This is a genomic window from Lysinibacillus sp. FSL K6-0075, assembly GCF_038592945.1.
GTDB lineage: Bacteria > Bacillota > Bacilli > Bacillales_A > Planococcaceae > Lysinibacillus > Lysinibacillus fusiformis_F.
Genome location: NZ_CP151947.1, coordinates 2,681,629 through 2,701,598, shown reverse-complemented (window position 1 = coordinate 2,701,598; position 19,970 = coordinate 2,681,629). Strand labels below are relative to the sequence as shown.

Annotated in this window: 16 protein-coding genes and 1 other annotated feature; of the genes, 13 read left to right on the top strand and 3 right to left on the bottom strand. The window is 39.6% G+C overall.

Features of this window, described 5'->3' with window-relative positions:
* The first annotated feature begins 138 nt into the window (after window positions 1–138).
* Complete coding sequence (locus MHB65_RS13255) at window positions 139–1,629, top strand: S-layer homology domain-containing protein (RefSeq protein ID WP_342440646.1); 1,491 nt, start codon at window positions 139–141, stop codon at window positions 1,627–1,629.
* 54 nt (window positions 1,630–1,683) lie between these two features.
* On the opposite strand, the gene MHB65_RS13250 is transcribed toward MHB65_RS13255, so the two are convergent.
* Window positions 1,684–2,268 carry a DJ-1/PfpI family protein gene (locus MHB65_RS13250; protein WP_342440645.1) on the bottom strand — a complete coding sequence of 195 codons (585 nt, stop codon included), beginning with the start codon at window positions 2,266–2,268 and terminating at the stop codon, window positions 1,684–1,686.
* 141 nt (window positions 2,269–2,409) lie between these two features.
* Here MHB65_RS13250 and MHB65_RS13245 point away from each other — a divergent pair, with 141 nt between their 5' ends.
* The 8 genes from MHB65_RS13245 (at window position 2,410) to ileS (ending at window position 11,454) form a co-directional block, all read left to right on the top strand.
* Window positions 2,410–2,853, top strand: a complete 444-nt coding sequence (locus tag MHB65_RS13245; RefSeq protein WP_016994226.1) for an Lrp/AsnC family transcriptional regulator — start codon at window positions 2,410–2,412, stop codon at window positions 2,851–2,853.
* Between the two features lie 62 nt (window positions 2,854–2,915).
* On the top strand, window positions 2,916–3,434 hold the full coding sequence (locus MHB65_RS13240; RefSeq protein ID WP_342440644.1) for a sigma-70 family RNA polymerase sigma factor: 519 nt from the start codon (window positions 2,916–2,918) through the stop codon (window positions 3,432–3,434).
* Window positions 3,427–4,389, top strand: a complete 963-nt coding sequence (locus tag MHB65_RS13235) for a DUF3221 domain-containing protein (RefSeq protein WP_342440643.1) — start codon at window positions 3,427–3,429, stop codon at window positions 4,387–4,389. The genes MHB65_RS13240 and MHB65_RS13235 overlap by 8 nt, the downstream gene beginning before the upstream one ends.
* Window positions 4,390–4,873: 484 nt before the next feature.
* A complete protein-coding gene (locus tag MHB65_RS13230; protein ID WP_342440642.1) occupies window positions 4,874–5,380 on the top strand; it encodes a helix-turn-helix domain-containing protein in 507 nt (168 codons plus the stop codon).
* Entirely contained in the window at window positions 5,377–6,219 is an 843-nt protein-coding gene (locus MHB65_RS13225; protein WP_342440641.1) for an IS3 family transposase, read from the top strand. Before MHB65_RS13230 ends, MHB65_RS13225 begins: the two co-directional genes overlap by 4 nt.
* A gap of 279 nt (window positions 6,220–6,498) precedes the next feature.
* Window positions 6,499–7,140, top strand: a complete 642-nt coding sequence (locus MHB65_RS13220; protein ID WP_342440640.1) for a hypothetical protein — start codon at window positions 6,499–6,501, stop codon at window positions 7,138–7,140.
* Between the two features lie 19 nt (window positions 7,141–7,159).
* The gene (locus MHB65_RS13215) at window positions 7,160–8,002 is read left to right on the top strand and encodes a DUF2785 domain-containing protein (protein WP_342440639.1); all 843 of its coding nucleotides are present in this window, start codon (window positions 7,160–7,162) and stop codon (window positions 8,000–8,002) included.
* A 59-nt stretch (window positions 8,003–8,061) separates the two neighbouring features.
* Window positions 8,062–8,300, top strand: a binding site (T-box leader).
* 61 nt (window positions 8,301–8,361) lie between these two features.
* Complete coding sequence (gene ileS / locus MHB65_RS13210; RefSeq protein WP_342440638.1) at window positions 8,362–11,454, top strand: isoleucine--tRNA ligase; 3,093 nt, start codon at window positions 8,362–8,364, stop codon at window positions 11,452–11,454.
* Between the two features lie 42 nt (window positions 11,455–11,496).
* Here ileS and MHB65_RS13205 read toward each other — a convergent pair whose 3' ends face one another.
* Window positions 11,497–12,099: a LysE/ArgO family amino acid transporter gene (locus tag MHB65_RS13205; RefSeq protein WP_342440637.1), complete on the bottom strand. Its 603-nt coding sequence runs from the start codon at window positions 12,097–12,099 to the stop codon at window positions 11,497–11,499.
* A gap of 110 nt (window positions 12,100–12,209) precedes the next feature.
* On the opposite strand from MHB65_RS13205, the gene MHB65_RS13200 reads away from it, so the two are divergent.
* Window positions 12,210–13,652, top strand: a complete 1,443-nt coding sequence (locus tag MHB65_RS13200) for a PLP-dependent aminotransferase family protein (RefSeq protein ID WP_342440636.1) — start codon at window positions 12,210–12,212, stop codon at window positions 13,650–13,652.
* 1,095 nt (window positions 13,653–14,747) lie between these two features.
* The gene (locus tag MHB65_RS13195) at window positions 14,748–15,890 is read left to right on the top strand and encodes an oxalate decarboxylase family bicupin (protein WP_342443740.1); all 1,143 of its coding nucleotides are present in this window, start codon (window positions 14,748–14,750) and stop codon (window positions 15,888–15,890) included.
* A gap of 36 nt (window positions 15,891–15,926) precedes the next feature.
* On the opposite strand, the gene MHB65_RS13190 is transcribed toward MHB65_RS13195, so the two are convergent.
* Window positions 15,927–17,078, bottom strand: coding sequence for an MFS transporter (locus MHB65_RS13190; RefSeq protein WP_342440635.1), 1,152 nt, complete (start codon window positions 17,076–17,078; stop codon window positions 15,927–15,929).
* Window positions 17,079–17,176: 98 nt separating this feature from the next.
* On the opposite strand from MHB65_RS13190, the gene yeiL reads away from it, so the two are divergent.
* Together yeiL and MHB65_RS13180 are read left to right on the top strand one after the other, a co-directional pair.
* Window positions 17,177–17,839 (top strand): transcriptional regulator YeiL, encoded by a 663-nt coding sequence (gene yeiL, locus MHB65_RS13185; protein WP_342440634.1) that lies wholly within the window; start codon window positions 17,177–17,179, stop codon window positions 17,837–17,839.
* Window positions 17,840–18,213: 374 nt separating this feature from the next.
* Window positions 18,214–19,965, top strand: coding sequence for a methyl-accepting chemotaxis protein (locus MHB65_RS13180; protein WP_342440633.1), 1,752 nt, complete (start codon window positions 18,214–18,216; stop codon window positions 19,963–19,965).
* Window positions 19,966–19,970 lie beyond the last annotated feature (5 nt).

The window sequence follows — 19,970 nt, the reverse complement described above, 5'->3', positions numbered from 1 at the left end:
ATATGGATAAATCGAACCAAATGACGGATATAATGGATAATTATAATTTAATTTCCAACTAACCTAGCATTTTCCCCTTCCATTCGATAAAATTAATAGGTAAGCATTAAAATTTACATAAACGGGGGACGATTAATTATGACAAAGAAAAAACATAAGCTTTATACAGCGGCAACAGCGGCAATGGCGATTACAGCTGTTGCGGTAGTACCTGTTTCGGCTGCAAGTCCATTTTCAGATGTGAGCGAAGATTATGCGCATTTTAACAGTATTTCCACATTACATGCAAAAGATATTATTAATGGTTTTCCAGATGGTACATTTAAGCCTTCACAGGACGTAACACGTGGACAGGCGGCGAAGATGATAGCAAGTGCTTTCCAACTAACAACAACGGATATGACTGTAGAGAATCCAAATTTCAAGGATGTCGATTCATCTAGCCCATTCTATAAAGCGATCGTTACATTAGTTAATCTTGGGGTTGTACAAGGCTATGAGGATGATACATTCCGTCCAGATGACACGATTACTCGTGGTCAAATGGCGATAATGGTAGCAGAGGCTGCAGGTTTAACAGCAGAAGGCAAAAGTCCATTTTCAGATGTACAACAAAATAGTCCATTCGCAGATGCAGTAACAGCCCTGTATGAGGCAGGTATTGCGAAGGGTGTTTCTGCCACAGAATTTGGTGTAGATAAAAATGTTACACGTGGTCAGTTAGCGACATTTATTGTAAACGCATTAGGCTTAGCTGAGGTTACAAAGCCTACAACGGAAGAAAAAGAGGAAAAACCTACAGAGGAGCAGGTAACGGAAGAACAACCTACGACAACAAAGGATAGTGCTTTGTTAGAGGAAGTGTTTACGAAAACATTAGCTAAGCAAAAAGAGCTAAAAAGCATGAAGGCTACCATGACGATCTCTCAGTCAGTGGAGGCAAACGATGGTAAGGAAACCATGAAAATGGATTCTAAAGGCAACATGAAGATGGAAATTGTGACAGAGCCGATGCAATTCTTTGCGGATGGTACAATGTCATTAACAGATCCAACAAGTGGTGAAGCGATCAATTTGCCGATTAAAATGTATATGACGGCTAAAGATGGTATGTATATGTATGAGGCAGAACAACAGGCTTGGGTGAAGTTCCCGAAACAATTCTTTGAGGATGTACTGAGCCAAACAGGGATGCAGCCAGATGCAACAGAACAATTGGAGATGCTACAAGCATTTGCTGAAGATTTCACATTAGTTGAAACAGCAAACCGTTATGAATTAACTCTAAAGGGCGCTGGCGATAAATTCACAGAACTAGTGAAGCAGCAGCTTGGCGCAATGGACTTAGGAATGGATGCTGATTTAGAGGCGCAATTGGGCAATATTTCCTTTGATGGTCTCACATATAAATTATTGATTAATAAAGAAACATTCGATGTAGAAGAAATTGCTATGGATATGACATTAAAGATGCAAGTAGAAGGCAATTCGATCAAAACAAGACAGCAAACAACGATCAAATATCATGATTTCAATGCGGTAACAACGATTACGATTCCAAAAGATGTGCTAGACAACGCAAAGGAAATGGATTTTAGCGCATCAGAAACAGCACCAGTAAGCAAATAATACAAAAAGTAGGTTTATGCCAAGTATATTGGCGTAAACCTACTTTTTTATGCTTTAGTGGAAACCCATTAAATCTTTTACTTTCGCTGTGTTTGTAGCAGATGTCAGTGTTTCTAGTAAACGAAAGGCAACATCAAAAGCTGTTCCTGGATTGGAGGAGGTGATAATATGATCTGTTTGCACAATGCGCTCGTTGACAATAGTTGCGCCATAGCCTTTTAGCTGTGCTAAACGTTTACTTGTTGGATGATTATAGGTAGTTGCTTGACGTTGCTGAAGAATCCCACTATGTCCTAAAATAAGGGAAGCTACACAGATTGTTGCAATCGGTTTTTTGTGCTCATCAAAGTGGCGAACGACTGCCTGAAATTCCTCGCTAAAGGCATCCTCATAAAATCCCGCTTCCTCAAAGCCACCTGGAATCGCTAAGGCATCAAATTCCTCTAAATTAATTTCATGGAGCAATTTCTCAGGAGTGACTTTAAAATTCCATGTGCATTGTAGCTGTTCATGCAAGCCGACTGTAACCACCTCTGTTGTCCCATCACCTTCCCATTTATTCCAGCCTAGCACATCAGTAAAGACGCTTGCTTCCACTGCTTCAAAGCCATTTGCTAATAGTAATAATATTTTTTTCATGTTTGTTTTGCCTCCTTTATTGCTTTTATTGTAAACAAAAGGGATAAAAGATTACATAGGTTGTATAATGGATTTTAGGTAAAAAACTTTATTTGAAAAGGTATTATGTCCTAAATGATTGATTTTGAAAGGTGATGGACCATGGATCATATTGATACACAAATTTTACAGCAGTTACAGCAAAATGCCAAAATCTCGATGAAGGAATTAGCCACTACCGTTCATTTATCCTCTCCTGCCGTTATTGAAAGAGTCAAAAAGCTGGAGGAGCAAGGTGTGATTGAAGGCTATCATGCAAAGGTAAATTTGAAAAAGATGGAACGTACGATTGAAGCCATTATTTTATTTAAATCCATTGATTGTAAAAGTCTTTCTTCCTTTTGTAATGCCCATCCTGATGTTTTGGCATGCTATCGGGTGGCAGGGGAAATTAGTTATATTGTTCAACTAGCGACCTATTCAGTAGAAACATTAGAACAATTTATTGATGCGGCTATGCCTTATGGCACGCCTTCAACTAATATCGTGCTATCTTCAACGGAAAAACAGGTGATTACACCATTTGCTGACAATGATTTGGGGTAAATGACAAAAAAAAGCAAACCTCGAAGCCGTGAGCACCGTTAATAGGGTAGAGAGGAGGAAGAATGTTGCTAATTCATAAACTGGAAAGAATAATGGAACAACATACAGAGAGGCTTATTCGTCTTGCCTTTTATTATGTTAGAGATTTACAAAGCGCTGAAGATATCGTACAAGATGTCTTTATTAAATTCTATGATAATCAGCAAAACTATGAGGAACGTGGTGAGCTAAAGGCTTATTTATCGAAATTAGTTAGTAATCGAAGTAAAGATTATTTACGCAGCTGGACCTATCGGAAAATTCAAGTTCAACAGAAGATTTTTCCGAAGCAAACCGTCACGAGAAGAGATATGCTTGTACAGCAAGATGAACGTACTTTGATTGAAAATGCGATTCTAGCTCTCCCATTCAAGCAGCGTGAGGTCATTATACATTTTTATTTTGAAGAAATGCCTGTTGTGGACATTGCAGAGCTGTTAACTATTCCTGAAAGCACCGTCAAAACAAGGCTACGTCGTGGGCGAGAGTTATTAAAGCTACAGTTACAGCATGTTGAATGGGAGGTGCTTCTGCATGAGTAAAGTGGATGTTCGCGTAGTAAGGGATTTATCAGAAAGCAAAAAGCGTGTGATGACAAATGTGGTCCAGCATTTACAACAACGCCATGAAAAAAAATCTGCTAAACGTTGGCCATATGGCGTTTTGGCTATGATTTTAAGTATCTGCATAGGGCTGTTTATATATCATCAATATAATGAACAACAACAGCAAGCATCTAAGATTCCCCAAGTATTAGATGAGCGGATTTTAGAGCTATATTTACAAAAGGATGCTTATATGAATGGAAAATATCGTCTCTATAAGGCAAGTTTTGATAGTTTTTTATATCTTGAATCGACTTTTGCTTATGCGCAATCAAGGAAGTTAATCCCCTCACAGGAGCAAGTAGATAAAGAGCTAGAGCTGATTATGGAGGGATTTAGCAATGAAACTCAGCCAACAATGGATGAACGACTACAAATGCTGCAAATCACAAAAGAAGAGTTTTCTGCTAAATATGCAATGCCAATCGCTTATAAAATGGCCACAGTTAACTTATTATGGGAGGCAAGCAAAGCCGATTATAAGGATGTAAGTTATCCAATTCGTACATGGCTTGTCGAGCGAGAAGCCATGAATTATTTAGAGCAACACTATCATAAAGACATTGCATCCTTACAAGAAAAATATAAAATTCCAGAAAAGGACAGCCAAATGAAGCTCATCAGAAGTGGAACGGTCTTAGCAATTAAGGAACATGAGTTTTTAGTTGTCTCAGGTGTCCTGGAAAGCGAGATTGGTCAAAAATCTGTCGATGAATTAGTGCAAAAACATAGCAATGGTACATGGTTCCCTCTAGTGGATGTCCCGAAAACACTATCAGTTGGCGATCGAGTAGAAGTACAGTATAGACAGGCGATTGGGAACGATGACACTCAGCCGTTCGTTGATTATAAAGATATCGTCGAGATGAAAATAGTAAAGGAATATCAATAAAAAGAAGCTAGACATTCAATGATTATAGAATGTCTAGCCTTTTAGTGTTGAAAAACAAACAGTCAATTGAAAGGTAGAAATGGATTTCCGTTGCAGGCTACTTGCTTTCCTGTGGGCGAGCGCCGAATCGCTTCCTCCGCTACCGCTCCGTGCAGGGCTTCGCCTGTCTCGCTATCCCACGAGAGTCAAGTAGCCTTCCACTCAACCCACTGACTTTTTAGCAAAGGTTTTCAGATAAAGTGAAGGTGTTCACTACTCTTTATGAAGAGATGTTGTCACGCATTACTTCTCCACATTGAAAATAAGAGTTTATCCCCTCTAAGAATACAAATAATGGACGATTTAATCGCTATGCTACTATGAAAAAAGTAAAGACACTTTGCAGAATGGTTGATTGGAGTGGAGCCAGCGTCACTCCTAGGGGATTGAGTGAACTGCACCCAAAATATTGGACTTGAAAAATCTACTATAGGGGGTGCAGTTAGTGATTTCTGATGAACAAAAGTTAGCCGCAGTTCTAGCTTACATTGAAGAAAAGGAAAGTACGTATCAGATTGCCAATCGATTAAAGAGGGATCGACAGTACATTCGATTATGGATTGAATTATATCGCTATCATGGCATTGAAGGAATTATTCGTCCTCAAGGGTTCACGAATTACGAAGATTCTTTTAAAATAAAAGTAATTCAACACCTGATAGAGACGGGCGATTCGCTCCTTCAGACTGCTGCGAAGTTTAATATTCCTTCTCGTGAAACCATTCGGAGATGGAAAAAACAATGGATGTCTAAGGCTGGAGAGGTGCTCTATCAAATAGAAAAGGAGCACCGATCAATGCCAAAAAAACAACCACCTTCGTCCGATTTAAATGAAAAAACAACGGAAGAGTTAAAAGCGGAAATTGAGTATTTACGGATGGAAAATGCCTATTTAAAAAAGTTGAAAGCCTTAGTTCAAGAAAAGGAAGCCTTCAAACCAAAGAAAAAGTGAGAGCTGTGTATGAGCTAAGGCTGGAATTTCCACTTCAAGCTCTATTAAAAGTCGCGAAACTTAAGAAAAGTACGTATTATTATCATCTTCAAAAATGGGTAAAACCAGATAAATATCAGGCGATTAAAGAACGAATCCAGATACTTTTTCATCACCATAAGGGGCGTTATGGCTATCGTCGTATTTGTCTTGCCCTCCGAAATGAAGGGATTTTCATCAACCATAAAACGGTCCAACGATTGATGAAAGAATTGGGCTTAAAAGGGACAGTACGCCCTAAAAAATATCGTTCGTATAAAGGAACAGTCGGCTATGTCGCAGAGAATGTCTTCCAACGTGATTTTGAAGCCTCTGCACCCAATCAGAAATGGGTAACCGATGTCACAGAGTTTAAAATAAACGGTCAAAAAATCTACGTATCGGCTGTATTAGATTTATTCAATCGAGAGATCGTTGGATATGAGGTATCAAAATCACCTAATTTTGAGTTAGTTCAACAGTCTTTTAAAAAGGCGTTTATGTATACAAAGTTATCGAAAAAGAGTGGCTTAATCATTCATTCTGATCAAGGATGGTTATATCAAATACCACGTTTTAAAGCGTTATTGGCAACACATGAAATCAAGCAAAGTATGTCACGGAAAGGAAATTGTTTAGATAATGCCGTGATAGAAAGCTTTTTTGGTATTCTGAAATCAGAATTTCTGTACACAACTACGTTTAAAAACTATGTAGAATTTACAAAAGCATTAGCAGAGTATATTTACTATTACAATCATGAGCGGATTAAAAGAAAACTCAACGGAAAAAGTCCCGTTGAGTATCGAAAAGCTTCGTAAAAAAGTTTATATTTTTGGGGTCAGATCATGAGCGTCACAGAGGAGACCCTGGAGCGAACGGAAGTGAGTGAAGCGGCTCATCGGACGCCCCCTGGAAAGGACGCTGGCGGAACGGAAATCAACCCCTCACCTTGCAAAGTTGCTTTTTCTGCCGTTGACATCATCTTTTTTCAACAACATGAAGCTAGACATTCAATGATTATAGAATGTCTAGCCTTTTCTTTAAAGTTGGATTCATATACAATAGTTGTAATATTTTTCTAAAATAGAGGTGTTGAATTGTTATTTGCTATATTAGATAATGCGACAGCTTTTTTCCTAAGCTTACCTCTTCTACTGATTTATTTAAAAAGTATGTCGCAGGAAGAGTCCTCTTGGCGTTGGTCAATGCCTTTATGGTTGTTGAATTACTTTGGTATTCGTTATTTTGTATCAGATGGTGCGCTTTTTTGGGTTGTCCTCTTTTGGCAGTTACTATTTTTATGGCCAATTAGTCTAGCAATCTATATCCATTTATACAACAAGGAAAAGAAGTGGGCATGTTATATAGGCTTAAAGAAAAAGCATGTTGTGATTGTGGCAACATTGATGGTGTTATTTGGGAGCTCACTCGTTTATTCACTTTATCAGGCAAATCAGCAAGTGATTGCGTTTCATCAGCAGGTAATGCTAGAGCTTGAGGACAGTTCAGATCGACAGCTTTATTTGATACACAATACGATTGCTCCTTCGACACTTCTAGATGTTGCTGATGACATAGCTGAAGTTCGCAGTGGTCAGGTATACGCGGCAACCTTTCCTTGGCGTAGTAAGGTGATTGTACACCAAGATAATTGGCAAAAGGAATTTACATATGTCCGTTTTAATGAGGGATGGAAGCTAGATGGGATATACCGAAAAAGTGAGTATCAAAATAAATAAGCAAAGGGGAGTCAAACAGTTGATACAAGATGTACTGAAGGAAGAAGAATTAAAGGATCGATTAATAGCATTGAAAAAGGGACAAACAACAATGGAGCTAGAGAATCAAGAGCAGCTTGTGCATTCCATGCTAGCACACATCGGTTCTATTGATAGTGAGCTACGGGATACCTATATTTATAGCAGCTTTTATGAATGGATTTTAGAAAAAAACTTGCTGGATCATCGTTGCTTAACGGAGCTGTGGGATTACAGCTTAAACCATTTATTAGTTAAGGGAATTGGAGAAAAGGAATCGGATTGGGTCTTTACTCGCTCCTTTACATCATTATTAGTAGCGCTTATTTTAGCAAGGGATCTACAAGATAATTTTTTATCCAAGGCTAATATAGAGGACTGTCAAACGAAGTTACTGACCTATGTAACCTCTGAAAAGGATGTAAGAGGCTATGTGCCTGGCAAGGGATGGGCGCATAGTGTGGCACATGTTTCAGATGCTATCGATGAACTCGTGAAAAATCCTAAATCACTAAAAACAGCCTGTGTCGATTTGCTACATGCATTATGGTCCATCTATTTACAACCAGATTACGTCTTTATCCATAATGAAGATGAAAGGCTATTAGTGCCAATATTCGCGATGCTGGAGCAGGGACTGAATCAAAATGAAGTCATCCAACTAGTGCAGCAAATGCCATTAACTATAGCCTCGTTAAAGGAACAGCTGAGTGAAGAACAATACAGAATAGTACTATTCAATAGTAAAACTTTGCTAAAGAGCTTTTTGATTCAAACCATTCATCAGCCACGGTATGCTGTTCTCCATCAAAATATAGCCACTTGTCTCAACGAAAATTTTTAAGATTGTCCACTGTTGACAGACAATTGGTAATTTGCTAAGATGAAGGACAATAAAAGCATACAAATTCGTTGATGAGAAAGAGTAGTGTTTCATTTTGTTCTACAGAGAGCCGACATTTGGTGGAAGTCGGTGTGCAGGTGTTACATGAAAATCCTCTCTGAGAAGATTAGCTGAATCGAGTAAGCTAATCCGGGTGTCTACCGTTAAAAAGAACACGTATGATTGTACGTTGCTGAGTGCTATTGGCCATCGTGTCAATAGAATTAGGGTGGTATTCGCGGTTAACCCCGTCCCTTTTCCTTGGGACGGGGTTTTTTGTATGCCTTTTATACAAATTTGCTTGTATAGGAGGAGCTAATATGCAGAAAGAACAAAAGAAAGAAACAACGGTTGAACGAGAAACAAGGATTCGTGCATTGTGGGCGCAAGAAGGGACCTTCACCAAATCCGTTAGCAATCGTGCTGGACAGCAGCCCTTTGTGTTTTATGAGGGACCACCAACAGCGAATGGTTTACCACATGTTGGCCATGCATTTGGTAGAACCATAAAAGATGTCGTGGCACGTTATAAAACGATGCAAGGCTATTTGGTTGAACGAAAAGCAGGCTGGGATACACATGGTTTGCCTGTGGAATTAGGGGTAGAAAAGACATTAGGCATATCTGGAAAGCAGGAGATTGAAAACTTCGGGGTAGAGCGTTTTATTCAGGCATGTAAAAAGAGCGTTTTTACCTATGAGCAAAAATGGCGTACCTTTACAGAGCAGCTTGGCTACTGGCTCGACATGGATGATCCTTACCTAACATTAAGTAATGACTATATCGAATCTGTGTGGCATATTTTAAGCCATGTTCACAAGGAAAAACTTCTATACAAAGGGCATCGTGTTTCACCTTATTGCCCTAGCTGTCAAACATCCTTAAGCTCTCATGAGGTGGCACAGGGCTATAAGGATGTCAAAGATTTATCCGTTACTGCAATGTTTAAGCTTCAGAATGAGAACGAATATTTCTTAGGCTGGACAACGACACCTTGGACGTTACCAGCCAATGTAGCTTTGGCTATGAATCCTGCTCTTCGATATGTACGTGTAAGGCATGCAAATAACATATATATCCTCGCCAAATCGTTAGTATCAAAGGTTTTTTCAGAGCCTGTGGAAATATTAAGTGAGCATGACGGGCAGGATTTTGCGGGTGTTTCCTATTTACCGCCATTTTCCTATATAACCGTCGATAAAGGTCATGTTGTTGTCATGGCGGATTATGTGACAGAGCATAGTGGAACAGGGATCGTACACATAGCGCCGGCTTATGGAGAAGACGATTATAAAACGGTCCAACAAAATGATTTGTCCTTTGTCAATGTAGTCGATCTTAAAGGCTGTTATACAGAAACTGTACCTGAGCTTGTCGGACGATTTGTGAAAGACTGTGATGTCGATATCATTAAGATGCTTGCAGCAAATGAGCTTTTATTTGCTAAAGAAAAATATGAGCACAGCTACCCGCATTGCTGGCGCTGTGATTCCCCATTGCTGTACTACGCAACAGATAGCTGGTTTATCAAAATGTCTGCATTAAAAGAGCAGCTTTTACAAAATAATCAACAGGTGACATGGTATCCTAGCCATATCAAGGATGGTCGCTTTGGCAACTTCTTAGAAAACTTAGTGGATTGGAATATTAGTCGTAATCGCTATTGGGGGACACCGCTCAATGTATGGATTTGTCAGGACTGCACTCATGAGGAGGCACCTAACAGTATTGCAGCACTAAAACAATTAGCCAAAGGGACTGTCGATGAGCAATTAGAGCTCCATAAACCATTTATTGATGACATTGTCTGTACCTGTCCTGTCTGTCAAGGCGACATGAAACGTACGCCTGAAGTTATCGATGTTTGGTTTGACAGTGGCTCGATGCCATTTGCCCAACAGCACTATCCTTTTGAGGATGGAGCGACTTTTCATCATCAGTTTCCAGCAGATGTTGTTATTGAGGGAATCGACCAAACGCGAGGATTTTTCTATAGCTTATTAGCGGTTTCGACCTTATTTACAGGAAAACCACCTTATAAAAATGTGCTATCGTTAGGGCATGTACTGGATGAGCATGGACAGAAGATGTCCAAAAGTAAAGGCAATGCGTTAGAGCCTGTTGAGTTAATTGAGCAGTATGGAGCAGATGCTTTACGCTGGGCATTTTTAGTTGATAGCTCCCCATGGAATCCAAAGCGTTTTTCTAAGAAAATTGTCCTAGATGCGAAATCTAAACTAGTGGATACACTCGACAATACGTTTAAATTTTATGAAATGTATGCCCAAATCGATGGCTTTACGTACGATGCTACAAATACAGGTACACGCTCACAACTAGATCGTTGGATATTGTCTCGCTTACATCATACTATCCAGCTTGTCACAACATCCATGGATGATTATCAATTTACACAGGCTACACGGGAAATTGGTCAATTGGTAGAGGAGTTAAGCAATTGGTATATTCGTCGGTCACGCGCTAGATTTTGGGCAAATGGAATGACAGCAGATAAACGCGGTGCATTTAGCACACTTTATGAGGTGCTTACATCCATTTGTCAATTAGCAGCTCCGTTTACACCGTTTATAGCAGAGGATATCTACCGTCAATTATGTGGGAAAAGTGTTCATCTTGAGAAATATCCAACATTCAACGATCAACTAGTGGATATGAAGCTTGAACAAGAAATGGCAACGGTTTTAACAGCTGTGGAACTTGGACGTAGCATTCGTAATAGTCAGGGAATCAAGGTTAAACAGCCTTTAAGTGAGCTCATTGTTGCCATTGGAGGTGAACCGGCAGATTATCAAGTCTATTGCGAACTCATTCAGGATGAGTTAAACATCAAAGTTTGTAGATGGACATATGATTTTTCGGCTTATGAAAGCGTGTATTACAAGCTGAATTTTAAAACGGCTGGAGCGGCATTTGGTCCAAAGGTTAATCAAGTAAAAGAATATGTGTTGACATTAACGGATGATGAGAAACAAAAGCTACAACAACAAGGAACAGTGGATATCATGATGGAAGGTCAACAGCTAACATTAGTAACAGAACATGTGATAGCTGAATCAATCGTGAAGGATCACTATATTTTAGCGGAGGATAGCACATGCCGTGTCTTGATGAATGTTCAACTCACAGAGAACTTGCTACAAGAAGGGCAAATGCGAGAATTGATTCGTACAATACAAGATGCACGAAAAAAATGGCAGCTACCAGTGGAGCAATATGTATCGATTGCTTTTAATGGTAGTGCAGAGGTGCTTTCCATCATTCAACAGCATGAATCTTTATTACAAGCCAATGTATTAGTCAAAGCTATTCATTATGGCGAGGAATGGCCTCATGCGAAATCCATTGAGACGGCATTGTTTAATGAAAAACTCACTTTGTTTGTCACTCTATAAAAGAAATGCTCAGGGATTCCTCCTGAGCATTTTCTATGTATGCTACAATAAGCCACTTGCGAGGTAACATGCTGTTGCCCAAATAAAGATGGCAGAGCATTTATTAAAAATACGCATCAGCTTTCCAGAGCTATCGAGTTTTTTGAATGAGGCGCCTGTCAATGTCAGACCGAAAAACCATAGCCAAGAAATGAACACACAAGCAACAGTGAACATCATTTGCTCTGTACCACTATATTTTAATGCGCTCGTACCAATGACGCCGATTGTATCTAAAATAGCATGTGGATTGAGAAGTGACACCGAAAGTGCGAAGAGAATTTGTTTTTTTATGGGCAATGCTTCACTATTTTCAGTGGTTGCTGGATTCGAACGCCAAATGGTATAGCCCATATAAAGTAAAAAAACGATACCAATAGTCATTAAAGTGATACGCAGCCACTCAAATTGTAGGACAATTAGTGATAGACCGAATACTGCAAGCAGAATGAGCATTGTATCACAGATCGCAGCTGTCACACTTGCTGGCAAAGCGCGTAATAAATTTGGTTGTGTAGCACCTTGCGAAAAAACAAAAACATTTTGAACGCCTAATGGCAATATGAGTCCGAATGCTAAAATGATACCATGCAGAAAAGCTTCCAACGATCATTCCTCCTTTCACTACTCATTTTAGATATGATATAACTAAAAGAAAACGACCAATTGGATGGTTTTTTATCCACCCAATTTTATAGAATGGAAGGAGAGGGATCATGAGCTGGCAGCCGAATAGACAAAGTGACACTACATTACAGCAGCAGATTGTACAGTGGATAACAGCCCAAGTGGAACGAGGAGACTGGGTAGCAGGGACAAAACTGCCCACCCAAAGACAGCTGGCCATCCAGTTCGATGTGAACCGTAGCACTGTTCAACAGGCTTTGGAGGAATTAAAAGCAATGGGCATCCTTGAAGCAAAAGTAGGCTCTGGGGTTTACGTTACACACCATTCCTGGCATGCATTAATCCAACAAACACAGCCGAATTGGCAAACTTATATTGAGACAAGCATCCATAAACCAAATTATCATACCATCCAATTAATTAATGAATACGAACAGCGTGATGATGTAATTCGTTTAGGAACGGGAGAGCTAGCACCTAGCTTGTTGCCCACCGAGGAAATAGAAGCATCACTTCGAGAGCTATCCTTTCAACCCAAAGCATTAGGCTACTCTTCACCACAGGGAAATGACCAGCTTCGTGCAGCAATTTGTGAATATGTCCAAAAAAGGGGTATTACTGCCGAGCCTCAAAACATCTGTATTGTCTCAGGTGCTCTTCAGGCACTACAGTTGATTGCTGTTGGTTTATTAGAGCAAGGGTCCATTGTGTTTCAGGAGCCAACTTCGTATTTAAATTCTGTTCATCCATTTCAGTCCGTCGGCATGCAAATGATTAGCATTCAGCGTGATGACCAGCTTGCCAGTACATTGTCCCAAAGGAAACGAAAAAAACAAGCCGTGTTTTACGCAATTCCTACTTTACATAATCCAACAGGGTATGTGTGGACAACACGAGAAAAAGAACAGCTATACGAAGCATGCCAGGCATCACGCATTCCGATTATAGAGGATGATGTCTACCATGAATTGCTTTTTGAAGAGACATCCCCTCCGATTAAAGCAATGGATAGTAGTGGGCAAGTCCTTTATATTGGTAGCGTCTCCAAAACCTTAAGCCCTGGGCTACGCATTGGCTGGCTCATTGGTCCAACCACTGTCATCGAACGATTAGCCGATATAAAAATGCAAACAGACTATGGCTCAAGTGCCATTTCACAAGAAATTGTCCTGCATTGGCTGCAATCAGGAAAATATGAAAAGCATCTCACTGGATTACGTCAACAATTACAGGAGCGAGCCAATTTTACGGAACAGCTTTTACAGGAAAAATTTAAAGACATAGCGAATTGGAATAAACCAAAAGGAGGCTTTTATATTTGGCTCAAGTTTCACGAACCGCTTGTAGATAAAGACCTCTTTATGAAGCTGTTGCAGCAACAAGTATTAATCAATCCAGGCTATATTTACGATCCACACAATCACCACCATATTCGGCTATCCTATGCCTATGCAACCTTTGAAGAATTACAAGAAGGCTTACGAATCCTGCATGAATGTGTGGTTGCGGCTATGGTACGAAAGAGTAAGTAAGGACTTGTCCTGAAGTTAGGGAAACGTGGAAGTGAGGAGGTCGCTCTAAATAAGGTGAGAAGTGATCATGGAATTCAAGAATCCACTCCCAAGTGGGTTAGAGGTGATCATGAAAGTGAGGCCCGCTCTAAAGTGATTGAAAAGTGATCAAAAAATGAGGCCCCCCGCTCCAAAGTGGGTTAGAGGTGATCCAAAAGAGAGGATTCCGCTCCAAAGTGATTGAAAAGTGATCATAAAGATGAAGACCCCGCTCCAAAGTGGTTGAAAGGTGATCCAAAAAGTGAGGCACCCGTTCTAAAGTGAGTGAGAGGTGATCCAAAAAGAGAGGCCCCTGCTCCAAATTCAATGAGAAGTGATCAAGAAAGTAAGAAACCCGCTCCAAAGTGAGTAAGAGGTGATCAAAAAGGCGAGGATCCCGCTCCAAAGTGATTGAAAAGTGATCCTAAAAATGAGAAACCCGCTCTAAAGAGAGTGAGAGGTGATCATGAAAGTGAGGCCCCGCTCCAAAGTGATTGAAAAGTGATCCTAAAAATGAGAAATCCGCTCCAAAGTGATTGAGAGGTGATCCAAAAAGAGAGGAATCCGCTCCAAAGTGAGTGAGAAGTGATCCAAAAAGAGAGGAATCCGCTCCAAAGTGATTGAGAGGTGATCCAAAAAGAGAAGAATCCGCTTTAAAGTGGTTGAGAGGTGATCCAAAAAGAGAGGATCCCGCTCCAAAGTGAGTGAGAAGTGATCAAAAAAGTAAGAAACCCGCTCCAAAGTGAGTGAGAGGTGATCAAAAAAGTAAGAAACCCGCTCCAAAGTGATTGAAAAGTGATCAAAAAAGTGAGGCCTCCGCTCCAAAGTGATTGAAAAGTGATCAAAAAATGAGGCCCCCGCTCCAAATTCAGTGAGAAGTGATCAACATAGCAAGCCCCTCTCTTAATCAAGTATCCACGCTCAGTCACTCATCTCACCAACAGAAAAGAAAGTGAATAATCCGAGCATTGCATCCATACATTTTAGAAGGATGAAAGTATTTTATTTCGATTACGAACATAAAGAGGTGAAGGATTGGAGAATTTACCACCGGGTTATTTTCAGGTGCCTCAGCCTATGCGAGGTGATGGGGCTGGAGGGGTGGATAAGGGGCCACGGGATATTATGAGGGATTTAGAAAATCCTGATATGCTGGTGCCACCAACGACCGATGCAGGTTTGATTCCAAATCTGCGATTCTCGTTTTCAGACACGCATATGACCTTAAATCAAGGTGGATGGTCACGGGAAATTACGGTTCGTGAATTGCCGATTGCTACGACGTTGGCGGGTGTGAATATGAGTTTGACACCGGGGGGCGTACGTGAGCTGCACTGGCATCAGCAGGCGGAGTGGTCTTATATGCTGCTTGGTCATGCTCGTATTACAGCAGTCGATCAGAATGGTTGTAACTTTATTGCGGATGTGGGGCCGGGCGATTTATGGTATTTTCCACCTGGCATCCCACATTCCATTCAAGGGCTAGCGGATGGCTGTGAATTTTTATTAGTATTTGATGATGGGCATTTCTCTGATCTGAATACACTGTCAATCTCGGATTGGTTTGCTCATACGCCGAAAGAGGTGTTATCAGCAAATTTTGGGGTTCCCATCAGCGCTTTTGATCACATTCCGAGTGAACAAGTGTATATTTATCAGGATCGGGTCCCGGGACCAATCGATTCGCAGAAAGTGCAGTCTCCTTACGGGCAGGTTCCTCAAACCTTTAAACATCGCCTGTTGGCACAGCCGCCATTAAAAACACCAGGAGGCAGTGTGCGCATTGTCGATTCGACTAATTTCCCTATTTCTAAAAATATCGCAGCTGCACTAGTGGAAATTGAACCTGGAGCGATGCGGGAGTTGCATTGGCATCCGAACAACGATGAATGGCAATATTATCTGCAAGGAAAAGGACGTATGACAGTATTTACAGGGGATGGAACGGCTCGAACATTTGATTATCGAGCGGGTGATGTTGGCTATGTGCCATTTGCCACGGGGCATTATATTGAAAATACGGGTACAGAGCCATTATGGTTTTTAGAAATGTTTAAAAGTGATCGGTTCCAGGATGTGTCCTTAAATCAATGGATGGCCTTAACTCCGACAGAATTGGTGCAAAGTAATTTGCAGGTCGGTCCGGAGCTACTAGAGGCTCTCAGAAAAGAAAAATGGCCGGTAGTGAAATATCCTGGCTTTTCCTATTATCCAAAATAACGAAAGCAGGTGAAGAAATTCTCACCTGCTTTTTGTTTAATATTGATATTTTTTGCGTGTCATGAGCAAAATAGCGATGGCTGGTATTGTACAAATGAGCATGGCTGCGAAGGATAGACCTGGCGATATTTCGTACAAATAGCCACCTAAAAACGTAAGGATGGCAGTACTTAAGCCCATAGCTAATGCAGAGTATAAACCCTGTGCATTGGGGATTTGTTCCTTTGGTAGCGCTTTTGTTAAGTAGCGAATAAAGGCAAAATGCGCTAATGCAAAGGATAATGCGTGCAAGGTTTGGGAAACAATAAATACCCAGACATTCGGGAACATAAAGATGAGTAACCAGCGTAGGGAAGAGCCGCTCGCTGCTAAGAGTAATAAGGAAGATGAGCGCCATTTCGTCAATAACGTATCAGCCTTCATAAAGTATAAAATTTCGCAAATAACTGCGATATTAATAATCATCCCCATATAGAATGGATCAACCTGTAAATCTTCTAAATAAATATAACCATAGCTATAATAGGAAGCATGTGCACCCTGTAGCAAGATGACGATGAATAAAACAATCGGGAAGCCTTTGATATGCCATAATGTCTTCATCGATAAAGATTTTGCCCGTTGTTCTTTGGTCGGCACCACGAGTAATTCCTTTGGTGTCGCTAATTGCTGCATAAGCAACATGCCAATCAACCCAATAATCATGCTCCAAAAGATGATGTTCTTACCAAAAACGCCTGTCAGCATACTAATAATTAAAACGGCAATGACAAAGCCAAATGAACCATAGGAGCGGCTTTTGCCATAATGAATATTGCCATGCTGAACAAGTGTTGCTGCACTACTTTCCACAGCAGGTAATAGTGCTGGATAAAAAATACTAAATAAAATAGTCACGATTAATAATGCTGTAAAGCCAGTGCTTGGAATATAGAGCAAGGCTGTTAGTAGCGAGCCTATTGCTAAAATCGTAATGAGTCGTTTATTGTGTACATATTTTGCAAGTGCTGGGAAGAAGAAAAGATTGGATGTGGCACGAGCTAGGAGCCCACAGCCCATCACCACACTTGCCTGCGAAACGGTTAGATGTTTCGCATCCACCAGCCAACCTGTCCAGTAGGGTAAGAAAATGCCCCAAGTGATGAAAAATGTAAAGAAATTCTGAGAAAGCCATCGTTGATTGTTCATATAATTTCCGTACCTCCATTAACTATGTTGAATAATAGCATGTTCATCGCTACAATAATGTGAGATATCTCATATTTTTTATAGGAGAGAGTAAAAAAATGCATATTTTAACAGCTGAAGCACGTGCCCATTATCTTGAAAAATATCCGATTGATGATTTTTTCTCATTTGATATCAATCCTTATCTAGAAGTCCGCCAGTTCGACAAGGGAGAGTGGATCTTCCAGGAAGGCTCCTTTCCAGATACAGTGTATTACATGATAGAAGGAAAGGCGAAACTCTATATGACACATAAAAATGGGAAGGTTTCACTTATTGAATACCTAGAAGCACCACTTTTTATGGGGGAAATTGAGTTGCTGAATGAGGCAAGGTATACAAAGGGGATACAAACTGTCACCAAGACAATTTGTTATTCGATTACGCAGTCATGTAAGGAAAAGTTACTTGCGGATGCCTTATTTTTACGTAGACTTTGTGTGTTTTTAGGGGAAAAAGCCACAAAAATGACATCTAAATATACACAAAATCAAGCATATCCGTTGGAAAATCGCTTAGCGGCATTTATCCAATTATCTGCCGATCAAGGTGTCTACAAAGAAAAGCATACGGAAATCTGTGAGTATTTAGGGGTTTCTTATCGTCATTTATTATATGTATTGGCACAGTTTTGTGAAGAAAAGATATTGGAAAAGCATAAGACTAGCTATCATATTATTGATGACAAGCGTCTTGCTCAGCTAGCACAAGAAATACAATGAAAAATACCGGAGGGTCTCAAAGATTATTTGAGGCCCTCCTTCTTTCATTCATAGAGGAGAGCGTAATTGCCTACTTCAAAATAATTATTCTAGTCAAAATAAGTATTCTTTCACTGTACAGAATTGAGCTGTGATAAAACTCCTGTATTTTTCAAATAGCAGAACCAAAAAAGTTATAGGTCTTTAGATATGGTTCTTTAGAATTTATTTTGAACTAAAATCTTACATTTTATAGATTGTTTTTCTTAGTTTCTGTGTTTATACTATTTTTAACTATGACATCTAAGAATCACTAAAAAACATCAACAATAATAAAAAGGGGGGAGCTGCGATGCCCTTAGCCCATTTGCTATGGCTATGCAGCGAGAGAAAAAATGTTTTTTTCTAAGAAAGTAGCTGGAGATTATAATTATTTTTCTGCAATAAATTTTTCAGATATAGAATCCAATGAGCGATTCAAAGAAAAACTAGATTTTTTAGCTTTTTCGAAAAATCGGAGGGAGCTAGTTCGTTATTTACGTACAATTTACGAGAATAATCGACAAGACATTTTAGACAATTTATCTGACCGTTTAAATGACGTACAAGATTTTGCCAAAATAGCAGAGAAGTATCCTGACATAGGTGGAGACAAGCAATTAATTGATGATTATTTTGAGAGCTTGTTTGAGGATGAATTGAACCTTCAATATGTTTTTAAAAGAAGGAAATTATCATCCATACTTTTAAGTGTTGGCATATTACCAAATCAAATCATTGCGATTTATATGTTAATTAATCAATTGATTATTCCACTCATCGTAAAAGAATTAGCTCGAAATCCTAAAAACATGTTGGATGTTTTACTCGCATTTGAAAGTCTATTGAATATTGATCAGCAAATTATCTTTGAAACGTATATAGAAAACCAGGCAAATTCTGTTGTGACAGGATTAGGAGAAATTATTAAATATAATACACAACTCAACTCAATCAAAGAATTAATCGAGTTCCAAGAGGTGCAGCAAAAGGAGATAGTTGCCGCAAATCAATCGATGCAGGATTTAGAAAATAGCATTGAAGAAATTGCTGTTTCTGTAAGTGATATTTCAGCTCAAACTAAAACAGCATTGTTTGAATTAAATGAAGACCTAGCGTCTTTAAAGCATATTACTTCCATTTTGCAAGTAACGGATGAAAGCCAAAAATCAATGCAGGTAAATATCGGTCTTTTAGTAAACCATGTCAATAGTGTGGCAAAATTAATGGAATTGATTAAAGCCATTGCTGATCAGACGAATCTTCTGGCACTCAATGCCACAATTGAGGCAGCAAGAGCGGGAGAGGCAGGAAAGGGCTTTACGGTAGTAGCGGAAGAAATACGTAAATTGGCTGATGATACAAAATCGTCCGTACTTTCGATTCATACGGACATCAATGAATTACTGCTCATAACGGCAGACATACAATCCGTTACACAGCAATTTGCCAAAGATTTGCATAAAGGCGTAGTCGATACAGCGATGATTACAGAAACACTTACAAATTTAAACGATAATATTCAACAGCAAGGTATCCGTTTTGGAGAGATTGCAGAGACAGCTAGAAGTCAAGCTGCATCGGCTAACTACATTGCCGAGTGCAATCAAAATATTACTGAAAGCATGGACAAAAGTAAGGAAATTGTTTTTCATATGGGCTCCTCTATTTACCGACTGAGCAATATGATTGATGATTACCGTACCAAAACGATTTCCAATAATTACATCATTAGTCAGGAAGATATTATCGAATTAGCGATTACTGATCATTTGCTATGGAGTTGGAAAATTTATAATTTACTATTAGGCTTTGAAAAAATGTCTGAAGAAGAAATAGCCTCCTATCAAAACTGTCGTCTCGGTAAATGGTATTACGGATTAGGAAAAACATTGCTTGGAGATAAAGCTATTTTCAAAGAGCTCGAGGAACCGCATATGCTCATCCATGAGCTGGCAAAAAAAGCTGTACAAGCATTCAATCAAGGTTACAAAGATCAAACGGAAGCTTATCTTCGCGAAATTACCTTGGTTTCTCATAAAGTAGTGGATAAGTTACAGCAATTAAAAGCTCTTTTAGTGAGTGAAAAGCAGCAATATGAACGTTAAACATG

Coding starts and splice junctions, on each gene's coding strand:
- MHB65_RS13235 (WP_342440643.1), top strand. CDS start 3,427: ATGAGTAAAGTGGATGTTCGCGTAGTAAGGGATTTATCAGAAAGCAAA.
- MHB65_RS13255 (WP_342440646.1), top strand. CDS start 139: ATGACAAAGAAAAAACATAAGCTTTATACAGCGGCAACAGCGGCAATG.
- MHB65_RS13190 (WP_342440635.1), bottom strand. CDS start 17,078: ATGAACAATCAACGATGGCTTTCTCAGAATTTCTTTACATTTTTCATC.
- MHB65_RS13240 (WP_342440644.1), top strand. CDS start 2,916: ATGTTGCTAATTCATAAACTGGAAAGAATAATGGAACAACATACAGAG.
- ileS (WP_342440638.1), top strand. CDS start 8,362: ATGCAGAAAGAACAAAAGAAAGAAACAACGGTTGAACGAGAAACAAGG.
- yeiL (WP_342440634.1), top strand. CDS start 17,177: ATGCATATTTTAACAGCTGAAGCACGTGCCCATTATCTTGAAAAATAT.
- MHB65_RS13200 (WP_342440636.1), top strand. CDS start 12,210: ATGAGCTGGCAGCCGAATAGACAAAGTGACACTACATTACAGCAGCAG.
- MHB65_RS13195 (WP_342443740.1), top strand. CDS start 14,748: ATGCGAGGTGATGGGGCTGGAGGGGTGGATAAGGGGCCACGGGATATT.
- MHB65_RS13180 (WP_342440633.1), top strand. CDS start 18,214: ATGTTTTTTTCTAAGAAAGTAGCTGGAGATTATAATTATTTTTCTGCA.
- MHB65_RS13245 (WP_016994226.1), top strand. CDS start 2,410: ATGGATCATATTGATACACAAATTTTACAGCAGTTACAGCAAAATGCC.
- MHB65_RS13250 (WP_342440645.1), bottom strand. CDS start 2,268: ATGAAAAAAATATTATTACTATTAGCAAATGGCTTTGAAGCAGTGGAA.